The sequence below is a fragment of the Streptomyces sp. NL15-2K genome (assembly GCF_030551255.1).
GTDB lineage: Bacteria > Actinomycetota > Actinomycetes > Streptomycetales > Streptomycetaceae > Streptomyces.
In genome coordinates, this window is record NZ_CP130630.1 from 4,073,586 (window position 1) to 4,090,715 (window position 17,130).

The 17,130-nt window shown below is 69.0% G+C and carries 11 protein-coding genes and 2 pseudogenes; 7 read left to right on the top strand and 6 right to left on the bottom strand.

Annotated elements, in window-relative coordinates; all coding sequences use genetic code 11:
• Positions 1 to 40 precede the first annotated feature (40 nt).
• A pseudogene (locus Q4V64_RS55055) lies at positions 41 to 380 on the bottom strand (MMPL family transporter); the annotation flags it as partial.
• The gene (locus tag Q4V64_RS17970) at positions 317 to 2,017 is read right to left on the bottom strand and encodes a transposase (protein ID WP_253267148.1); all 1,701 of its coding nucleotides are present in this window, start codon (positions 2,015 to 2,017) and stop codon (positions 317 to 319) included. The pseudogene Q4V64_RS55055 and the gene Q4V64_RS17970, both read right to left, overlap by 64 nt.
• Positions 2,018 to 2,206: 189 nt before the next feature.
• Between Q4V64_RS17970 and Q4V64_RS17975 the strand changes: the two are divergent.
• The 3 genes and pseudogenes from Q4V64_RS17975 to Q4V64_RS17985 all read left to right on the top strand — a co-directional run.
• A pseudogene (locus Q4V64_RS17975) lies at positions 2,207 to 2,480 on the top strand (TetR/AcrR family transcriptional regulator); the annotation flags it as partial.
• A 73-nt stretch (positions 2,481 to 2,553) separates the two neighbouring features.
• Positions 2,554 to 2,793 (top strand): heavy-metal-associated domain-containing protein, encoded by a 240-nt coding sequence (locus Q4V64_RS17980; RefSeq protein ID WP_124442116.1) that lies wholly within the window; start codon positions 2,554 to 2,556, stop codon positions 2,791 to 2,793.
• 72 nt (positions 2,794 to 2,865) lie between these two features.
• On the top strand, positions 2,866 to 5,154 hold the full coding sequence (locus tag Q4V64_RS17985; protein ID WP_124442115.1) for a heavy metal translocating P-type ATPase: 2,289 nt from the start codon (positions 2,866 to 2,868) through the stop codon (positions 5,152 to 5,154).
• Positions 5,155 to 5,693: 539 nt separating this feature from the next.
• Here the strand turns inward: Q4V64_RS17985 and Q4V64_RS17990 are convergent.
• The 3 genes from Q4V64_RS17990 to Q4V64_RS18000 form a co-directional block, all read right to left on the bottom strand.
• Positions 5,694 to 6,983 (bottom strand): citrate synthase, encoded by a 1,290-nt coding sequence (locus Q4V64_RS17990; protein ID WP_124442114.1) that lies wholly within the window; start codon positions 6,981 to 6,983, stop codon positions 5,694 to 5,696.
• A gap of 242 nt (positions 6,984 to 7,225) precedes the next feature.
• Positions 7,226 to 9,469 carry an ATP-dependent RecD-like DNA helicase gene (locus tag Q4V64_RS17995; protein ID WP_124442113.1) on the bottom strand — a complete coding sequence of 748 codons (2,244 nt, stop codon included), beginning with the start codon at positions 9,467 to 9,469 and terminating at the stop codon, positions 7,226 to 7,228.
• Between the two features lie 590 nt (positions 9,470 to 10,059).
• Positions 10,060 to 11,028 carry a helix-turn-helix domain-containing protein gene (locus tag Q4V64_RS18000; RefSeq protein ID WP_124442112.1) on the bottom strand — a complete coding sequence of 323 codons (969 nt, stop codon included), beginning with the start codon at positions 11,026 to 11,028 and terminating at the stop codon, positions 10,060 to 10,062.
• A gap of 743 nt (positions 11,029 to 11,771) precedes the next feature.
• On the opposite strand from Q4V64_RS18000, the gene Q4V64_RS18005 reads away from it, so the two are divergent.
• Entirely contained in the window at positions 11,772 to 12,245 is a 474-nt protein-coding gene (locus tag Q4V64_RS18005; protein WP_124442111.1) for a DUF4333 domain-containing protein, read from the top strand.
• A 488-nt stretch (positions 12,246 to 12,733) separates the two neighbouring features.
• On the opposite strand, the gene Q4V64_RS18010 is transcribed toward Q4V64_RS18005, so the two are convergent.
• Positions 12,734 to 13,192 (bottom strand): MarR family transcriptional regulator, encoded by a 459-nt coding sequence (locus Q4V64_RS18010; RefSeq protein WP_124442110.1) that lies wholly within the window; start codon positions 13,190 to 13,192, stop codon positions 12,734 to 12,736.
• 129 nt (positions 13,193 to 13,321) lie between these two features.
• On the opposite strand from Q4V64_RS18010, the gene Q4V64_RS18015 reads away from it, so the two are divergent.
• The 3 genes from Q4V64_RS18015 to Q4V64_RS18025 all read left to right on the top strand — a co-directional run bounded on the left by Q4V64_RS18015 (position 13,322) and on the right by Q4V64_RS18025 (position 16,842).
• Positions 13,322 to 14,458, top strand: coding sequence for a substrate-binding domain-containing protein (locus Q4V64_RS18015; RefSeq protein WP_124442109.1), 1,137 nt, complete (start codon positions 13,322 to 13,324; stop codon positions 14,456 to 14,458).
• 165 nt (positions 14,459 to 14,623) lie between these two features.
• Entirely contained in the window at positions 14,624 to 15,661 is a 1,038-nt protein-coding gene (locus Q4V64_RS18020; protein ID WP_124442108.1) for an aliphatic amidase, read from the top strand.
• 38 nt (positions 15,662 to 15,699) lie between these two features.
• On the top strand, positions 15,700 to 16,842 hold the full coding sequence (locus tag Q4V64_RS18025) for an AAA family ATPase (protein ID WP_172629354.1): 1,143 nt from the start codon (positions 15,700 to 15,702) through the stop codon (positions 16,840 to 16,842).
• Positions 16,843 to 17,130: the final 288 nt, after the last annotated feature.

The window sequence follows — 17,130 nt, forward strand, 5'->3', positions numbered from 1 at the left end:
GGGTCACCTCCGGGGCGCCCGAGCCTGTGTCGAGAGCACCCGCGTTCGTCCCCAGTATCGCGACGATGCCGATGCCGAGCGGCAGCAGGGCGGCGACCGCGCGGCCGAAGACCATCACCAGCAGCACCAGCGTCACCGGCAGGCGATCAGCTCGGCCCGGGTCAGGTCCTCCTGGTTGATCGTCTGCATCTCGTACCGCACGGCCACCGGGCCGCCGACCGTCACGTCCACGGGCCATTAGCGCCCCAGAGCGAGGGCGCAATGCGGTCCAGGGTCTCGCCCATCTGCTTCTCGTCGCCCGTGATGCGGGCGACGATCAGCGCTTCCTTGCCATCCTCCGCGCGCAGGGTGGGGGCGCCGGACTGCCAGTAGGAGCTGACCGTTCCCGATCAGTGAGCAGGAGTGAGTCTTGGACCCGTACCTGGTCACTGCGGACATCCCGAACGGTGTTGGATGTCCTGGTCGCCCGCTTTCGCTCCGCGTCCGGTGACACGGATCGTGTCCGTGGTCCGGGGATACGGGGGCGGGCTTCCTCACGCCGCTGGGTGTCCGAGGCAGCCTGGACGGTCCGATGCCCACACCCATCGCTCCGGTGGGTGTGGGGCGGTGCCGTCCGTCGCCGGATCGGGTGCCCGAGGGCGCGTCGCCCGACCGCGATGCTCGCCGCATCGTGCCGGGAAATCTTGCGAGTCGGTGTGGTGAGTGGCTGCTGCCAGTGCTGGGCGCCCCAGCGGCTGGTGTAGGCGGGGTCGACCGCGACGACGGCGATGTCCTGCTCGGCGGCCATCGACACCAGCCGGGCCCTGAGCCTCGCGGTCGGGAAACGGGACAGCAGCCGCCGGAAGCGCTTGTTGCGGCCGTGCTTCTCGCGGCTGGTGCCGTCGGTGAAGTCGAGGTCCTCGATGGCGATCGCGGCCGCCCCGCAGCGGCGGGTGTAATGCAGCAGGCGGGTCAGCGCGTGCCGGATCTGCGCATCGCGGTGCTCACTGCTGCCGGTCAGGTCGTAGAAGAAGCGCCGCGGCTCACCGACGGGATTGCCGTGGGTGTCGAGGTGCCAGGCGGCGAGGTGGTCGTCGTTCATGTCCACCCCCACCACACCCCGGGCCAGCGCCGCGTCCAGCGGCAGGATGGGGGCGGCGGTGCGCTGCCAGGACGCGGTGACATACCAGCGGCCGCGCAGCACGTCATGGTGGATGCGGTAGGCCACCGCCCGGTTTGCGGTGACACGATCACGCCACTCCTGGCCCCGGTGCTGGAACCGTACGGTCGCATCCAGGACGTATCTGTCGTGGGGTGCGTTGGCCAGGTGGGCCAGCGGGGCGGGGAGTTTGATCGAGACCTGTCCGGTGTCGGTGATGCGGATGGTTTCGTTACCGAAGCGTTTGCCGGACTCCCCGTCGGCGGCCAGGAACATCCGCTGCGCCTGCCAGCGTTCCCGCCACGCCTGCTCACTCAGCCCGGCCGCCGCCAGGTGGTGGCGGGCGTGGGCGAGGTGCCTGCCGCCGCGCACCACGTGCACTCGGCCCGCCGCCCAGTTGGCCTCCACCACCGCCAGCCGGGCCTTCAGCATCTGCAGCCGACGCGACTTGGCGTGCCACTCGCCCCGCGAGCCGTACCCGCGCGCCAGGCCTTCCCGCTTGTCGGCCCTGGCGCCCAGCGGCCGGGCCAGCCGCGCCTCGACCCATTCGATCTCGCCGCGCAGCCTGGCCATATGGGCGGCCTGCCCGCGCCTGGCCAGCGCCCACTGGTTATGCGTGGCCTTGGTGATACTGCCCGCCCAGCGCGCCGACGACTTCCCCGTCAGCTCCCGCTTGCGCACCGCCCACCCGGCCGCATCATGCGCCAGCCCCTGCCGACACCGCACGGCCAGATCCCCGGCGGCCAGCGAACCCAGGAACACCCCCACCTCAGCCAGCACCACCGCATCCGCCGCCGACACCCGCAACCGGTCCCGGACCGCCACCCCGGCCGGACCGGGCACCACGAACGGAGACGCCAACTCCCGCAACCCGCCCACCCGTCCACCCCCGCCCGGAGTTCGAAGACCCACCGTCACCGCAGTCAACGAGCACCACCCGCAAAGGTCACCCGTTCGACCCAAGAACTTCCGTTCCCCTCGAAAAGCCGGACCCGGAACACAGCCATCGCAGCGGAGAACACCCCGGCACACTGCGGATGACCGCCCACTACATCGGCAGCAGTTTCCACCCCCCTGGAGGAGGCGGTCGGCGCGACCGTCGACCGCCTCATCGCCTTCAACTGCGACCATCTGCACTGCGCACATGTGCCTCGGGCTGTACAAGGCGGGCCTGGAGCTGGTCCTGGCCCGCGAGGGCGCAGAGCGCGAGGCGTACGTCCAGGAGCTGAAGAACGCGCTGACGCGCTATCTCGAACCGCTGGCCGGCCCGAGTACCGCCCGGCCCACGAGCCGACCCACGAGCCGCGCACGCAAGGCCTCTTGGAATAGCGGTACCCCCTAGGGGTATAGTGTGGGTTATGCGGGCCCCTCCCGTGGGTCACGCAGGCCCCACACGCCTCGACGAGGAGAACGACATGAGCGCCCAGACCGAAACCCCGGGTTCCGTCACCACCGTCTACAAGGTGAGCGGCATGAGCTGCGGGCACTGCGAGGGCTCCGTTTCCAGCGAGATCTCCGAGATCCCCGGCGTCAGCTCGGTGAAGGCCGTCGCCTCGTCCGGTGAGGTCACCGTCGTGTCCGCGGCCCCGCTCGACGAGGAGGCGGTACGCGCGGCCGTCGACGAGGCCGGCTACGAGCTGGTCGGCAAGGCCTGACGCACATCTGACCCGGGTCGTGCCGGTCGGCACCGGCTCCGCACGACCCGGTCCGCGCCCTGGAGTACGGACATGACGAGCACGACCGCCGAGACGCCGACAGCCGACACCGCCGAAGTCGAACTGCTCATCGGCGGCATGACCTGCGCCTCCTGCGCGGCCCGCGTCGAGAAGAAGCTCAGCCGCATGGACGGCGTCACCGCCACGGTGAACTTCGCGACGGAGAAGGCCAAGGTCACCTACCCGGCGGGCATCGGGGTCGCCGATCTGATCGCGACCGTGGTGAAGACCGGCTACACGGCCGAGGAGCCTGCGCCGCCCCAGGAGACACCCCGCGACGAGGATCGCGAGCAGGACCCCGAGCTCGCCTCCCTCCGGCAGCGGCTCCTCGTCTCCGCCCTCCTCGCCGTCCCCGTCGTGCTGCTCTCCATGGTCCCGGCGCTGCAGTTCGACAACTGGCAGTGGCTGGCGCTCACGCTCGCCTCGCCGGTCGTGGTCTGGGGCGGATGGCCGTTCCACAAGGCCGCCTGGGCGAACGTACGGCACGGCGCGGCCACCATGGACACCCTCGTCTCGCTCGGCACGCTGGCCGCGTTCGGCTGGTCGCTGTGGGCGCTCTTCTTCGGCGACGCGGGCATGCCGGGCATGCGTCACGGCTTCGAGTTCACCGTCTCTCGCATGGACGGCGCCTCGACGATCTACCTGGAGGTCGCCGCGGGAGTCACCGCCTTCATCCTCCTCGGCCGCTACCTGGAGGCCCGCGCCAAGCGGCGCGCGGGGGCGGCGCTCAGGGCGCTGATGGAGCTGGGCGTGAAGGATGTGTCCGTCCTGAGGGACGGGCGGGAGGTGCGGATTCCGGTGGCGCGGCTGGCCGTCGGCGACCGGTTCGTCGTACGGCCCGGGGAGAAGATCGCCACCGACGGCACGGTCGTCGAGGGCGTCTCCGCGGTGGACGCGTCCATGCTCACCGGTGAGTCCGTCCCGGTGGACGTCACGGTCGGCGACACCGTCACCGGCGCCACCGTCAACGCCGGCGGCCGGCTCGTCGTGAAGGCCACCCGCGTCGGCGCGGACACCCAGCTCGCGCGGATGGCGAAGCTGGTGGAGGACGCGCAGAACGGCAAGGCCGAGGTGCAGCGGCTGGCCGACCGGATCTCCGCGGTCTTCGTGCCGGTGGTCATCGCCCTGGCGGTGGGCACCTTCGGGGTGTGGCTCGGCGCGACCGATGACACGGTCGCCGCGTTCACCGCCGCCGTCGCCGTGCTGATCATCGCCTGCCCCTGCGCGCTGGGCCTGGCCACACCGACCGCGCTGATGGTCGGCACCGGGCGCGGGGCCCAGCTCGGCATCCTCATCAAGGGTCCCGAGGTACTGGAGTCCACGCGCCGCGTCGACACCGTCGTCCTGGACAAGACCGGCACGGTCACCACCGGCCGGATGACCCTCCAGCATGTGTACGTCGCCCAGAACGCCGAGGACGCCGAGGACACGGACGAGAAGCAGCTACTGCGGCTCGCGGGCGCCCTGGAGCACGCCTCCGAGCATCCCGTCGCCCGGGCGGTCGCCGCGGGCGCCGAGATGGGGGTCCCCCCGCTCGAGCGAAGCCGAGAGTGGGGGAAGGTCGGGCCACTCCCGCGGGCCGAGCACTTCGAGAACGTGCCCGGGCGGGGCGTACGCGGCCGCGTGGAAGGCCGTGAAGTGGCCGTGGGCCGCCTTTTCGAGGACCTGCCCGAGGACTTGGCCCGCGCCAAGGACGAGGCCGAGAGGGGCGGTCGTACGGCCGTCGTGGTCGGCTGGGACGGTGCGGCACGTGGCGTGCTGGCCGTCGCGGACGCGGTCAAGGAGACCAGCGCCGAGGCCGTGCGCGAGCTGCGCGCGCTGGGGCTCACGCCGGTGCTGCTGACCGGGGACAACCGGGCGGTGGCGGAGGCGGTGGCCCGGGCCGTCGGGATCGACCAGGTCGTCGCGGACGTACTGCCCGAGGACAAAGTGCGGGCCGTCCAGCGGCTCCAGGCCGAGGGCCGGACCGTCGCCATGGTCGGCGACGGGGTCAACGACGCGGCCGCCCTCGCCACCGCCGATCTGGGCCTGGCGATGGGGACCGGGACCGACGCGGCGATCGAGGCGGGCGATCTGACGCTGGTGCGCGGGGACCTGCGGGTGGCCGCGGACGCGATCCGGCTGTCCCGCAGGACGCTGTCCACGATCAAGGGCAACCTCGTGTGGGCCTTCGGCTACAACGTGGCCGCGCTGCCGCTGGCCGCCGCGGGGCTGCTGAACCCGATGATCGCGGGGGCGACGATGGCCTTCTCGTCGGTGTTCGTGGTGACGAACAGCCTCCGGCTGCGGGCATTCCGGTGAAGAACTCCTCTGGAGTCCTGCGCCGCACTCACATAAGCTCTTCACAAGGCTCGCGCATCATCCTTACACTTGGGTCCCGTCAGACAGATCCGGGCCCTTGCGTATCTAACGGACATATGCAAGAGACGCAGATCACAGTGATGTGAACGTAACCATCGAAGGGGTTCGAAGGTCTAAGTTGACGATGTCAGGAAGCGTCTTGGGGGGCGCCTACTGGCATCTGGGGATGTCTTGGGGGACCTCTCCAGAGATGCGTTGCCGGGGCACGTACACCGGGAAGCTTTGAGCGGCCCTCCCGGCGTGCGATGTCCCGGCAGACCGCACACACGAGTAGTACGAGGAATTTTGCTCGTTCTGCTCAATGGCAGCACCAAGCAGTACCGCAACACAGCGATTCAGGCGCTGGTTCTCCAGACGCCCGGCCGGATCCCGTGGGGGGAATCCGTACCGGGACAAGGGAAGGCGCCCTGGACGTCGGCCCGTGGGGGGACCGACGCCAGGGCGCCTTCTGTTTTGCGCTTACTTTCGCGCTTACAGGGTCAGCGCGACTCGACCGGAACGAAGTCCCGCTCCACCACGCCCGTGTAGATCTGGCGCGGACGGCCGATGCGGGAGCCCGGCTCCTTGATCATCTCGTGCCACTGGGCGATCCAGCCCGGGAGGCGGCCGAGGGCGAACAGGACCGTGAACATCTCGGTCGGGAAGCCCATGGCGCGGTAGATCAGGCCGGTGTAGAAGTCGACGTTCGGGTAGAGGCTGCGCGAGACGAAGTAGTCGTCGGAGAGCGCGTGCTCCTCCAGCTTCAGGGCGATGTCCAGCAGCTCGTCGGACTTGCCGAGGGCCGAGAGGACATCGTGCGCCGCCGCCTTGATGATCTTGGCGCGCGGGTCGAAGTTCTTGTAGACCCGGTGGCCGAAGCCCATCAGCCGGACGCCGTCCTCCTTGTTCTTCACCTTGCGGATGAAGGAGTCGACGTCACCGCCGGCGTCGCGGATGCCCTCGAGCATCTCCAGCACGGACTGGTTGGCGCCGCCGTGCAGCGGGCCCCAGAGCGCGTTGATGCCGGCCGAGATCGACGCGAACATGTTGGCCTGGGACGAGCCCACCAGGCGGACCGTCGACGTCGAACAGTTCTGCTCGTGGTCCGCGTGCAGGATCAGCAGCTTGTCCAGGGCGGAGACCACGGTCGGGTCGAGGTCGTACTCCTGCGCGGGGACCGAGAACGTCATACGGAGGAAGTTCTCGACGTAACCGAGGTCGTTGCGCGGGTAGACGAACGGGTGACCGATCGACTTCTTGTACGCGTACGCCGCGATCGTCGGAAGCTTGGCGAGCAGCCGGATCGTGGAGAGGTTGCGCTGTGTCTCGTCGAACGGGTTGTGGCTGTCCTGGTAGAACGTCGACAGCGCCGAGACGACCGACGACAGCATGGCCATCGGGTGCGCGTCGCGCGGGAAGCCCTTGTAGAAGTTCTTGACGTCCTCGTGCAGCAGGGTGTGCTGCGTGATGTCGTTCCTGAAGGTCGAGAGCTCGTCGACGGTCGGCAGCTCGCCGTTGATGAGCAGGTAGGCGACCTCCAGGAAGGTGGAGCGCTCGGCCAGCTGCTCGATCGGGTAGCCGCGGTACCGGAGGATGCCGGCCTCGCCGTCCAGGTACGTAATGGAGGATTTATAGGCGGCGGTGTTGCCGTAGCCGCTGTCCAGCGTCACCAGACCGGTCTGGGCGCGGAGCTTGCCGATGTCGAAGCCCTTGTCGCCGACGGTGCTGTCGATCACCGGGTAGGTGTACTCGCCGTCGCCGTACCGCAGTACTACAGAGTTGTCGCTCACGTCTTCCCTCACCGACGTTGTGCCTCATCTTCGAGGTTGCCCTGACTGTCTCTACCATCCCCCATTTGGCGCAGGAGAGTGCACTCGGGGTCGGCCAATGGGCTCGTCGGCGGCACTCAGTGCCGCCAACTCGCTCATCCTCCTCCCTCTGTTCCCCATCTGGAAGGCCTCTGTGACCTTTCCGACTCATTTGATCGATCATTTTTTGTGATGCCTGTCCCGTGTGGCTGGAACCCGCCGAGTCAGGAGCCCGCGAGCCGGAAGTCCAGGGCCGTGCAGCGACGTCCCGCCGACACCGTGCGCACCGCCTGGCCGATCGCCTTGCGTGAACCGACGAGCACGACCAGCTTCTTGGCGCGGGTGACCGCCGTATACAGCAGGTTGCGCTGAAGCATCATCCAGGCACTGGTGGTGACCGGGATCACCACCGCCGGATACTCACTTCCCTGGGAACGGTGGATCGTCACCGCGTACGCGTGGGCCAGTTCGTCCAGCTCGTCGAATTCGTACGGCACCTCCTCGTCCTCGTCCGTCAGCACCGTCAGGCGCTGGTCGACCGGGTCGAGCGAGGTGACCACGCCCACGGTGCCGTTGAAGACACCGTTCTCCCCTTTCTCGTAATTGTTGCGAATCTGGGTGACCTTGTCGCCGACGCGGAAGACCCGGCCGCCGAACCGCTTCTCCGACAGGTCCGGGCGGCCCGGGGTGATGGCCTGCTGGAGCAGGCCGTTGAGATTGCCCGCGCCGGCCGGCCCCCGGTGCATGGGGGCGAGCACCTGCACGTCCCGGCGCGGGTCGAGACCGAACTTGGCCGGAATCCGCCGGGCCGCCACATCCACCGTGAGCCGGCCGACCTCCTCCGTGTCGTCCTCGACGAAGAGGAAGAAGTCCTTCATGCCGTCGGTGACCGGGTGCTGCCCGGAGTTGATCCGGTGCGCGTTGGTCACGACTCCGGACTGCTGGGCCTGGCGGAACACGCGCGTGAGGCGCACGGCCGGGATGGGGCCGCCGTCGGCGAGCAGATCGCGCAGGACCTCGCCGGCGCCGACGCTGGGCAGCTGGTCCACGTCACCGACGAAGAGGAGATGGGCGCCCGGGGGTACGGCCTTCACGAGCTTGTTGGCGAGCAGCAGGTCGAGCATGGAGGCCTCGTCGACCACCACCAGGTCGGCGTCCAGCGGGCGGTCCTTGTCGTAGGCCGCGTCGCCGCCGGGCCTCAGCTCCAGCAGGCGGTGGACGGTGGAGGCCTCGGCGCCGGTGAGCTCGGACAGGCGCTTGGCGGCGCGGCCGGTGGGGGCGGCGAGCACGACCTTGGCCTTCTTGGCGCGGGCCAGCTCCACGATCGAACGGACGGTGAAGGACTTGCCGCAGCCGGGACCGCCGGTGAGGACCGCGACCTTCTGGGTGAGCGCCAGTTTGACGGCGGCCTCCTGCTCGGGGGCGAGGTCGACGCCCGTGCGACCCTTCAGCCAGCCCAGCGCCTTGTCCCAGGCCACGTCCTTGAAGCCGGGCATCCGGTCCTGGTCGGTGCGCAGCAGGCGCATCAGCTGGGCGGAGAGGGAGAGTTCGGCGCGGTGGAAGGGGACGAGGTAGACGGCCGTGACGGGGTCACCGTCCGGTCCGGGGACCTTCTCCCGTACGACACCGGGGTCCTCTCCCTCCTCCGGGGGCGCCGCGAGCTCGGCGAGGCACTCGATGACCAGGCCCGTGTCGACCTGGAGCAGCTTCACCGCGTCCGCGATCAGCTGCTCCTCGGGGAGGTAGCAGTTGCCCTGGTCGGTGGCCTGCGACAGCGCGTACTGCAGGCCCGCCTTGACGCGCTCCGGGCTGTCGTGCGGGATGCCGACGGACTGGGCGATCTTGTCGGCGGTGAGGAAGCCGATGCCCCAGACGTCGGCGGCCAGCCGGTAGGGCTGGTTCTTGACGACCGAGATGGAGGCGTCGCCGTACTTCTTGTAAATGCGGACCGCGATCGACGTGGACACCTCGACGGTCTGGAGGAAGAGCATGACCTCCTTGATCGCCTTCTGCTCCTCCCAGGCGTCGGCGATCTTCTTGGTGCGCTTGGGGCCGAGGCCGGGGACCTCGATCAGCCGCTTCGGCTCCTCCTCGATGACCTGCAGGGTGTCCAGGCCGAAGTGCTGGGTGATGCGGTCGGCGAAGACCGGGCCGATGCCCTTGACCAGGCCGGAGCCGAGGTAGCGGCGGATGCCCTGGACGGTGGCAGGGAGGACGGTGGTGTAGTTCTCGACCGTGAACTGCTTGCCGTACTGCGGATGGGAGCCCCAACGGCCCTCCATCCGCAGGGACTCGCCGACCTGGGCGCCGAGCAGCGCGCCGACGACCGTGAGGAGGTCGCCGCCGCCTCGGCCGGTGTCCACGCGCGCCACCGTGTAGCCGTTCTCCTCGTTGGCGTACGTGATCCGCTCCAGGACGCCTTCGAGTACGGCCAGTCGACGCTCTTCGCTCCCCGTTGGTTGGGCCATGATCCGACGGTACCGCCCGGCACCGACAGCTCCGCCTCGGAGAACTCCTCGCCCTCGGGCGCCCGGCAGGTGACCGGACAGCGGCCCGCGGAAAACGACTGGTCAGTGAGATGCAGAAAGCGGCTGACGAGGCGCACGGCTGGTTACGGGAGCTGAAGACCACCTACGGTCGGCCCACGGCCCAACCGTGGTCGCCGGAGCAGACAGAGACGTACGAGAAGGCCTGGCAGGACTGGTGGAACCCGGCACCCGGCACCCGAACCGGCGCCTCGATTCGCTGCCGGGCAGCGGCGCCGTATCCGCCGCGCGGCCCCTCGAAAGGGCGAGGCTCGTGAACGGCCAGCTCGACCTGCTCACAGTGGAGTTGGGAAGCCAAGGGCATCTGGGGTTAGCTCCGGATCTGGCCTGCGGCGGAGGGGTGTCGGCGCCTGGCGGGCGGTCGAATGGTTCCCCGGTGTTCCCCGTGGTTCCCCGTGGTTCCCCGCAGGATCTGGCACGGATCTGGCACGGCCGAACTCTCGGCTGGGAGACGTGTGTGCCGCGAGGCCCGCCGTCCCGGGGGACCTCAAGCGATCGACGTGCCGGCCGGTTCAGGCGGAGGGGCGGGGACGGTTCTGGTCGCGCCAAGCCCGGGGCGAGACTCCGTATGCCTGTCTGAACACTTTGCTGAAGTGGGTCGCGTCCACGAAGCCCCAACTCCGGCCTATCGCCGCGATGGTCCGCAGCCGGCCGTTCGGGCCGGCCAGCTCTCGTCTGCATTCCGCCAACCGGTGCGAGCGTATCCACTCGCCAAGACTGATACCCGAACGGGCCAGCACCGTGTAGAGATGACGGACCGAGATGCCGTGCACGGCGGCGATCCTCGCGGCCGACAGGTCGGCATCAGCCAGGTGCGCTCGGATGTACTGAGTGATCCGCAGGCTGAGCGTTGCCTCCATCGGCGCTCTGGCCAGGCTGGAGCTTCCGAGCTGGGACGCCACGACGGCACGAACGAGTTCGATGCTGGGCTCCACGATTGCGTCGGCGTGCAGGCCTCGGCGCAGTTCTTCGCTGACGGCCAGTTGGGAAAAGTACGTGGAGGCGAGGCCGGCGACGGGGTTGTCGGAGCCGAGGGGGACTGCGGCAATGTCTCGTAGCGATCGCTCAGGGAGCGCGAGTGCCGCGCGGGGGAAACGCAAGAAGTGGTGGGCGACGCCCTCGTTGAAGTGAAGGGTATAGGGGGCGATTGTTTCGTAGAGGGCGAAGTCTCCGGGTCTCAGTAGGGACTGGCGATCGTTCTGCGCCACCAGGCTGGTGCCCGTCAGCTGAAGGCCGAGGAAGACGGCTGGCTCCTCATCCTCCCTGGCCAGCCGCTCCGTCCGTTGCACGGTCAGTGCGGTCGCTCGCGCCGAACAAATCCTGATGGGCCCGAGGGCGCCGAGCCCGATACGCACCGAGAGGTCCTTGGGCGGGAGATGGTGATCTATATCGACCGGCACGACGGATTCCCATACCGCATGCCGGATGGTCTCCTCCCGGTCTCGCGGTGGTACGAGCGCGGTGTCCAGGACGGGGCTCATGGGGCCGACCTTCGTTCCGTATCGGCCATGGGGCCGGCGTGGTGATGCGTCGTTCCGTGCCCTCACAAGCCCCTCAACACCATCTGGCCGCGAATCAACACGATCTGGCCGCGAAGATGAGCATGTCAGGCCGCCGTCTCGCTGTGCAACGGCATCGAGGTCGCCCCTCAGGGCAGCCACCTGGCACGACGTCAGCCACCCCGTGCCCTCGCCGGCCCCGGGCGGGCGCGTGGCCGGTTGCGGTGTGTAGCGCGCCGGGTTGTGCCGACGGCCCCCGACGGGCAGCCGATGTCGATGGAGCGCCGCTGACAAAGTTTCCCGCACGCATGACACATTCCGGGCCCGGCCATCGTCCTATGGTTTGGCCGAAAAGGAGTCGCCTGTTGTGCCGCCGACGCGGAGACCGGGCGGCAATGGGCCGCACTTGCAGCCGGAAGGTGGATCACCGCGAATGAACTGGCGCCCCGCGCACGGCAGTTGTGTGCGTCGGCGACATCGAAGGAGCCGGCCTCACCCCGAAGGTGTTCAAGGGCCCACTGAATGCGGCCGTTGAGCCAGCGCTGGACAGCCTGCACGGCCGAGCTGCCGGCCCGGTCGCCGTAGACATCGGCCGCGCCGACTTCTTCCGCGATGAAGCATGAGCTGGGCATGGCGGACGGCACCGCCAACCGCTTATGCGCAGAACCGATTCATCGAGCGCGTATTCCTGATCGTTTCTCACACTCACAAAACAGGGGGACATAATGTGGCGCACGGGGCGCAACAAGAGGATTGCGGCCGCAGCGGCGATGGGCGCACTGACGGTGCTTCTCGCCACCGGATGCTCCTTCAGCATTGGCGACGCGGAGAAGAAGAACGAGGCGACGGCCAGCGAGGCCGCAGCCGCCGTTGAGGAGGCCCCGAAGGAGGAGTCGCCGACGGCCCAGGAGAAGCCGGTCGGTGACGCCCCCGCGAAGCCCGAGAACACGGGCGTCAGCGAGGAAGGGGCCGTCCACAAGGCCCGAGTCGCGCTGACGATCTCCGACAAGATCGCCGCGGACACCGGCAAGCGTCCCAAGAGGGTCACCTGCCGTGAGCACCTCCCCGCCCGGGTCGGCGCCACGATCCGCTGCGACGTCACTACCAGCAGCGACATCCTCGTTGTCATTGTCACTGCCACCTCGGTCAACGGCAATCGGGTCAGTTACAACCTCAAGGTCGACGACAACGTCGAGTAAACACCGAGCCCGCGCGACCCGTTCGGGAAACGAACGGCCCGGGTCGGAGATCCGGGCCGTTCGTAACGGCCAGGCGGCATCGCGTGGCTGCCGACGGCACCCCCTGCATCGCGCACGCGACGGGGGTGACGCACACATGGCGTGCGGCCGCTCGTCCGGCGCCTGTGTGACGCGGGCATCCTGCTGCGCGGGCTCCGCGCGGGCCGGGGCGCCGACTGCGAGGCGGTCGGCGCATCCCTGTGCATCGGTCGGGCGTGGTCGGTGTCGCGGCTTGATCAGACGTCCTTGCGGACCTGGGGAGTGCCGAGCGGCACCGGCCGGCGCCCCGGGCCTCGCACGCGGTCGGGCGGCGCCTGCGGAACCTCGGACGGCCGTGTGGGCGGCCCGTCCGAGGTGGTGCGGTGAGGTCACGCGAGGCGACTGCCGCGCCACCCGGAGCAGCGGGGACGGGGTGCGCAAAAGGGGTCCGGCCGGTCGTCGTGACGCGTTCAGATCAGCCGCTGATCGGCGCGCGTCAGCAGCGAGCGGAGCTCGTCCGCGTCACCGGCGAGCGGCGCGAACAGCTCGGACTCCTGCCGTTCCACAGTCCGCTGCAGCGAGCGGTACACCTTGCGGCCGCGAGGAGTGAGGAGCGCCAGGACGCGCCGCCGGTCGTTCTCGTCCACCCTGCGATGCACGAGGTTGGCGGCCACCATGCGGTCGACCACCTTCGTCAGCGTCGGTGCCGGCAGGAGGGCGTAGTCCGCCAGCTCTGTCATCGTGTGCCCGCGGTTGTCCGCGAGCAGGCAAAGGATCCGCCACTGTTCGAGACTGCTGCCCGCCGACTGGAGGGTGGCGGCGAGCCGACCGGAGACCTTGCGTTCGACCGCGGCCAGGAGTCGCGGGAGGTCTCCGCCCACCACGGTGCCCGCTGCGGGTGCATGCGGCGGCGTCTGCTGTGAAGCCATCCACCCCACCTGTACTCTTTCACAAAGGAAATTTTCACCGGCGAAACACTCGCATAGTAGCGTCTTGCGCAGCACGGGAGAGTCTCCCCGCCGTGAACAGCGGTGGGGGTCGGGAGCGAAAGGCCGCTCATGGCCCTGATCGACTCAACGCCTGTACACGGTCTCGCGGAGGAGGCCCCGGACTGCCGGGAGAAGGTCCTCGACCGGCGGCGCGGACCGTCCGACCCGCTTCGCATCGCCCTCGTCGTGCCGCTGCAGGGGCCGGCCGGCATTTTCGGCCCGTCGTCAGAGTTCTGTGCCGAGCTGGCCGCCGAGGAGGTCAACTCCGCCGGCGGAGTGCTCGGCAGACCGATCGAGTTCGTCGTGGTCGACGGTGGGGCGCCGCCGCACTCGGTGGCCGGCGAAGTCGACCTGCTGGTCTCGGCGGGCGCGGTGGACGCCGTCATCGGATGGCACATCTCCAGCGTCCGGAAGGCATTGATCCCACGCATGGCCGACCGGGTGCCGTACGTCTACACCGCCTTGTACGAGGGGGGCGAGCGCGCGCCCTGCGTATTTCTGGCGGGCGAGACACCGGGGCGTCAACTGCGCCCGGCCCTCGCCTGGTTCGCGCGGGAGCTCGGCGTGCGCCGGTGGGCGGTGGTCGGGGACGACTATGTCTGGCCTCGGCGCACCGCGGCGGCCGCGCGCCGCTATCTGGCACAGATCGGCGGGGTCATCGGCGAGGAGGTCTTCGTCGCGCTCGGCACGGAGACGTACGGCGATGTGGTCCGGCGCCTGGGTGCGGCCGCCCCGCAGGGTGTGCTGATGCTGCTCGTGGGCGCTGACGCGGTCGCTTTCAACCGCGCGTTCGCCGATGCGGGACTGCACGAGACGTGCGTTCGCTTCTCTCCGCTGATGGACGAGACCATAGTGCTGGGCAGCGGCGCTGCCGCGACCGAGGGGCTGTTCGCGGCTGCCGGTTTCTTCGAGACCCTGATCACTGCCGACAGTCTCGACTTCAGTGCCCGCTATCACCGCCGTTTCGGGGCCCTGGCGCCGGTGCTCAACAGCATGGGCGAGTCCTGTTACGAGGGGGTCCGGCTGCTGGTCGAGCTGTTCAACAGGGCGGGAAGTACCGACTTGCGGCAGATCAGGGAGTCGTCGCACGGCCTTGCCTACGACAGTCCGCGCGGCCCGGTGCACCTGCGGGGTCAGCACCTGGAACAGCGAGTGTTCCTCGCGGCCGTCGACGGCCTCGAATTCGATGTGCTTCAGCGCTTCTGACGGCACTCATCATTTTCTGCCCCGATCGGGGCGTGCGGATCCTTCCAGTCGTCGGCCGCCGGCGGCCGCGGGCTCACCTTGACATATACTTCCATCTGACATAGTTTCTGAAGGAAGTAATTGATTGTGGGCGGCTCAGTCGCCGGATGCGAGAAAGGACGTCCCATGCGTCACGGAGACATCAGCTCGAGCCCGGACACCGTTGGCGTCGCGGTGGTCAACTACAAGATTCCGCGCCTGCACACGACGGCCGAAGTCCTCGACAACGCCGGGAAGATCGCCGAGATGGTCGTCGGGATCAAGCAGGGGCTTCCCGGCATGGACCTCATCGTCTTCCCCGAGTACTCGACGATGGGGATCATGTACGACAAGGACGAGATGTTCGCGACCGCGACGACCATCCCCGGCCCCGAGACCGACATCTTCGCCGAGGCCTGCCGGAAGGCCAAGACCTGGGGCGTGTTCTCGCTCACCGGTGAGCGCCACGAGAACCACCCGGACAAGCCGCCGTACAACACGCTCGTCCTCATCGACGACCAGGGCGAGATCGTGCAGAAGTACCGCAAGGTCCTGCCCTGGAACCCCATCGAGGGCTGGTATCCGGGCGGCCAGACCTATGTGACCGAGGGCCCCAAGGGCCTGAAGGTCTCGCTCATCGTGTGCGACGACGGCAACTACCCGGAGATCTGGCGGGACTGCGCCATGAAGGGCGCCGAGCTCATCGTGCGCTGCCAGGGCTACATGTACCCGGCGAAAGACCAGCAGGTCCTCATGGCCAAGGCCATGGCATGGGCCAACAACTGCTATGTCGCGGTGGCGAACTGCGCCGGCTTCGACGGCGTCTACACCTACTTCGGGCACTCCGCGATCATCGGCTTCGACGGGCACACGCTCGGCGAGACCGGCGCGGAGGAGTACGGCATCCAATACGCGCAGCTGTCGGTCCCCGAGATCCGCGACGCCCGCAAGAACGACCAGGCGCAGAACCACCTCTTCAAGCTCTTGCACCGCGGCTACACGGGCGTGTGGAACTCCGGCGACGGCGACAAGGGCATCGCCGACTGCCCCTTCGACTTCTACAAGACCTGGGTGAACGACGCGAAGAAGGCGCAGGAGCAGGTGGAGGCCATCACCCGCGACACGATCGGAGTGGCCGACTGCCCGGTCTACGACCTGCCCACCGAGAAGGCCATGGAGGCTTGAGCACCGCGAGCTCCGAGGCAGGACTGATGCTTCTCGAAGTGAGCGACCTCAGGGAGCAGTTGAGGGCGCGCGTGATCGGCCAGGATCACGCGGTCGAGGCGCTCGTCCGGGCCGTCACGATCGGGAGATCGGGCCTCCTGGAGCCCGACCGCCCGCTCGCCGGACTGCTGTTCGTCGGGCCGACCGGGGTCGGCAAGACCCAGCTCGTGCGCGCACTCGCCGAGGTGCTGCGCTCAGGGCCGGACGACTTCTGCCGCGTCGACATGAGCGCGCTCGCGCAGGAGCACTACGCGGCGTCGCTGGCCGGGGCGCCGCCGGGATACGCGGGCAGCAAGGAGGGACTCACCGTACTCGACCGCGCGCGCATCGAGTCGCACGGTGACCGGCCGGGGATCGTCCTCTTCGACGAGATCGAGAAGGCGCACCCCACGGTCGTGCGCACGCTGCTGCACGTACTCGACAGCGGGCGCTTCACGCTCTCGAGCGGAAGCCGGACGATCGACTTCCGTAACTGCGTCGTCGTCATGACCTCCAACCTCGGCGCCCGGAAGATCGCGGAGCATCGCAGGAACCGCGGGGCCGGTAGCGGGCGGCGGTGGTCCCTGGGGCGCTCGAAGTCCCGGACCCGGGCGAGCGAGCTCGCGAGTCTGCTCGTCCACCCGTCGGTGGAGGCCGGGCAGAACGCGGAGGCCGACATCCTCGCGGCCGCTCTTCAGGACTTCTTCGATCCCGAGTTCCTGAACAGGTTCGACGAGATCGTGGCGTTCGGTGACCTCGACAGCCGAACCGTTGCCGAGATCGCAGGGCGCGAGGTCCTGCTCGTTGTCGACCGCCTGCTCACGCGCTCGGTGCGCGTCCACGTCACCCGGGACGTCGTCACCCATCTCGCGCGCATCGGCCATGACGAGGCGTTCGGCGTACGGGCCCTCAAGCGTGCCGTGCGCCGGGAGTTGCTCACGCCCCTCGCGGAGGCGCTCGCACCCGAACGGCCCCGTCCTGACGCGCCGGTGTCCGTCCACGTCCACATGAACGGGGGCCGGGTCGAGTGCAGCACCACCCGGGAAGCGCTTCACTCGCCGCGGGACTGTGCCGAACCGGAAGAAACTGACCGCTCGCCGGCCTTCCCGCAACAGCAGGCAGGACCGCAGGCCCTCGCCGGTCGGCCACCACGCGATCCGTGACACGCGGAAGCATGTGCTCCGCATTGAGCGCCAGGGCCACGGCCCTGCATCACGCCGTCACCATGGGCTGTTCGGGCCTCGATACCAGCAAGGGCCCGGCGCTGTGCCCGTGACTCCGGAACCGGGTTGATCAGCGGGCCCCGGCTGTAGTGCCGGTGGCAGGCGTAGAAGCTGCTGACCACGGTCAGGCAGTGGTTGATCGGTACGGGCGGGTGCTGGAGGGAAGGCGAAGCTGGCCGCTGCAGAGGCCCGCTTGTGGGCCGGGCTGTCGCTCTTTGGCGCCGTCAG

Coding starts and splice junctions, on each gene's coding strand:
- Q4V64_RS17980 (WP_124442116.1), top strand. CDS start 2,554: ATGAGCGCCCAGACCGAAACCCCGGGTTCCGTCACCACCGTCTACAAG.
- Q4V64_RS17985 (WP_124442115.1), top strand. CDS start 2,866: ATGACGAGCACGACCGCCGAGACGCCGACAGCCGACACCGCCGAAGTC.
- Q4V64_RS17995 (WP_124442113.1), bottom strand. CDS start 9,469: ATGGCCCAACCAACGGGGAGCGAAGAGCGTCGACTGGCCGTACTCGAA.
- Q4V64_RS18000 (WP_124442112.1), bottom strand. CDS start 11,028: ATGAGCCCCGTCCTGGACACCGCGCTCGTACCACCGCGAGACCGGGAG.
- Q4V64_RS18005 (WP_124442111.1), top strand. CDS start 11,772: ATGTGGCGCACGGGGCGCAACAAGAGGATTGCGGCCGCAGCGGCGATG.
- Q4V64_RS18010 (WP_124442110.1), bottom strand. CDS start 13,192: ATGGCTTCACAGCAGACGCCGCCGCATGCACCCGCAGCGGGCACCGTG.
- Q4V64_RS18015 (WP_124442109.1), top strand. CDS start 13,322: ATGGCCCTGATCGACTCAACGCCTGTACACGGTCTCGCGGAGGAGGCC.
- Q4V64_RS18020 (WP_124442108.1), top strand. CDS start 14,624: ATGCGTCACGGAGACATCAGCTCGAGCCCGGACACCGTTGGCGTCGCG.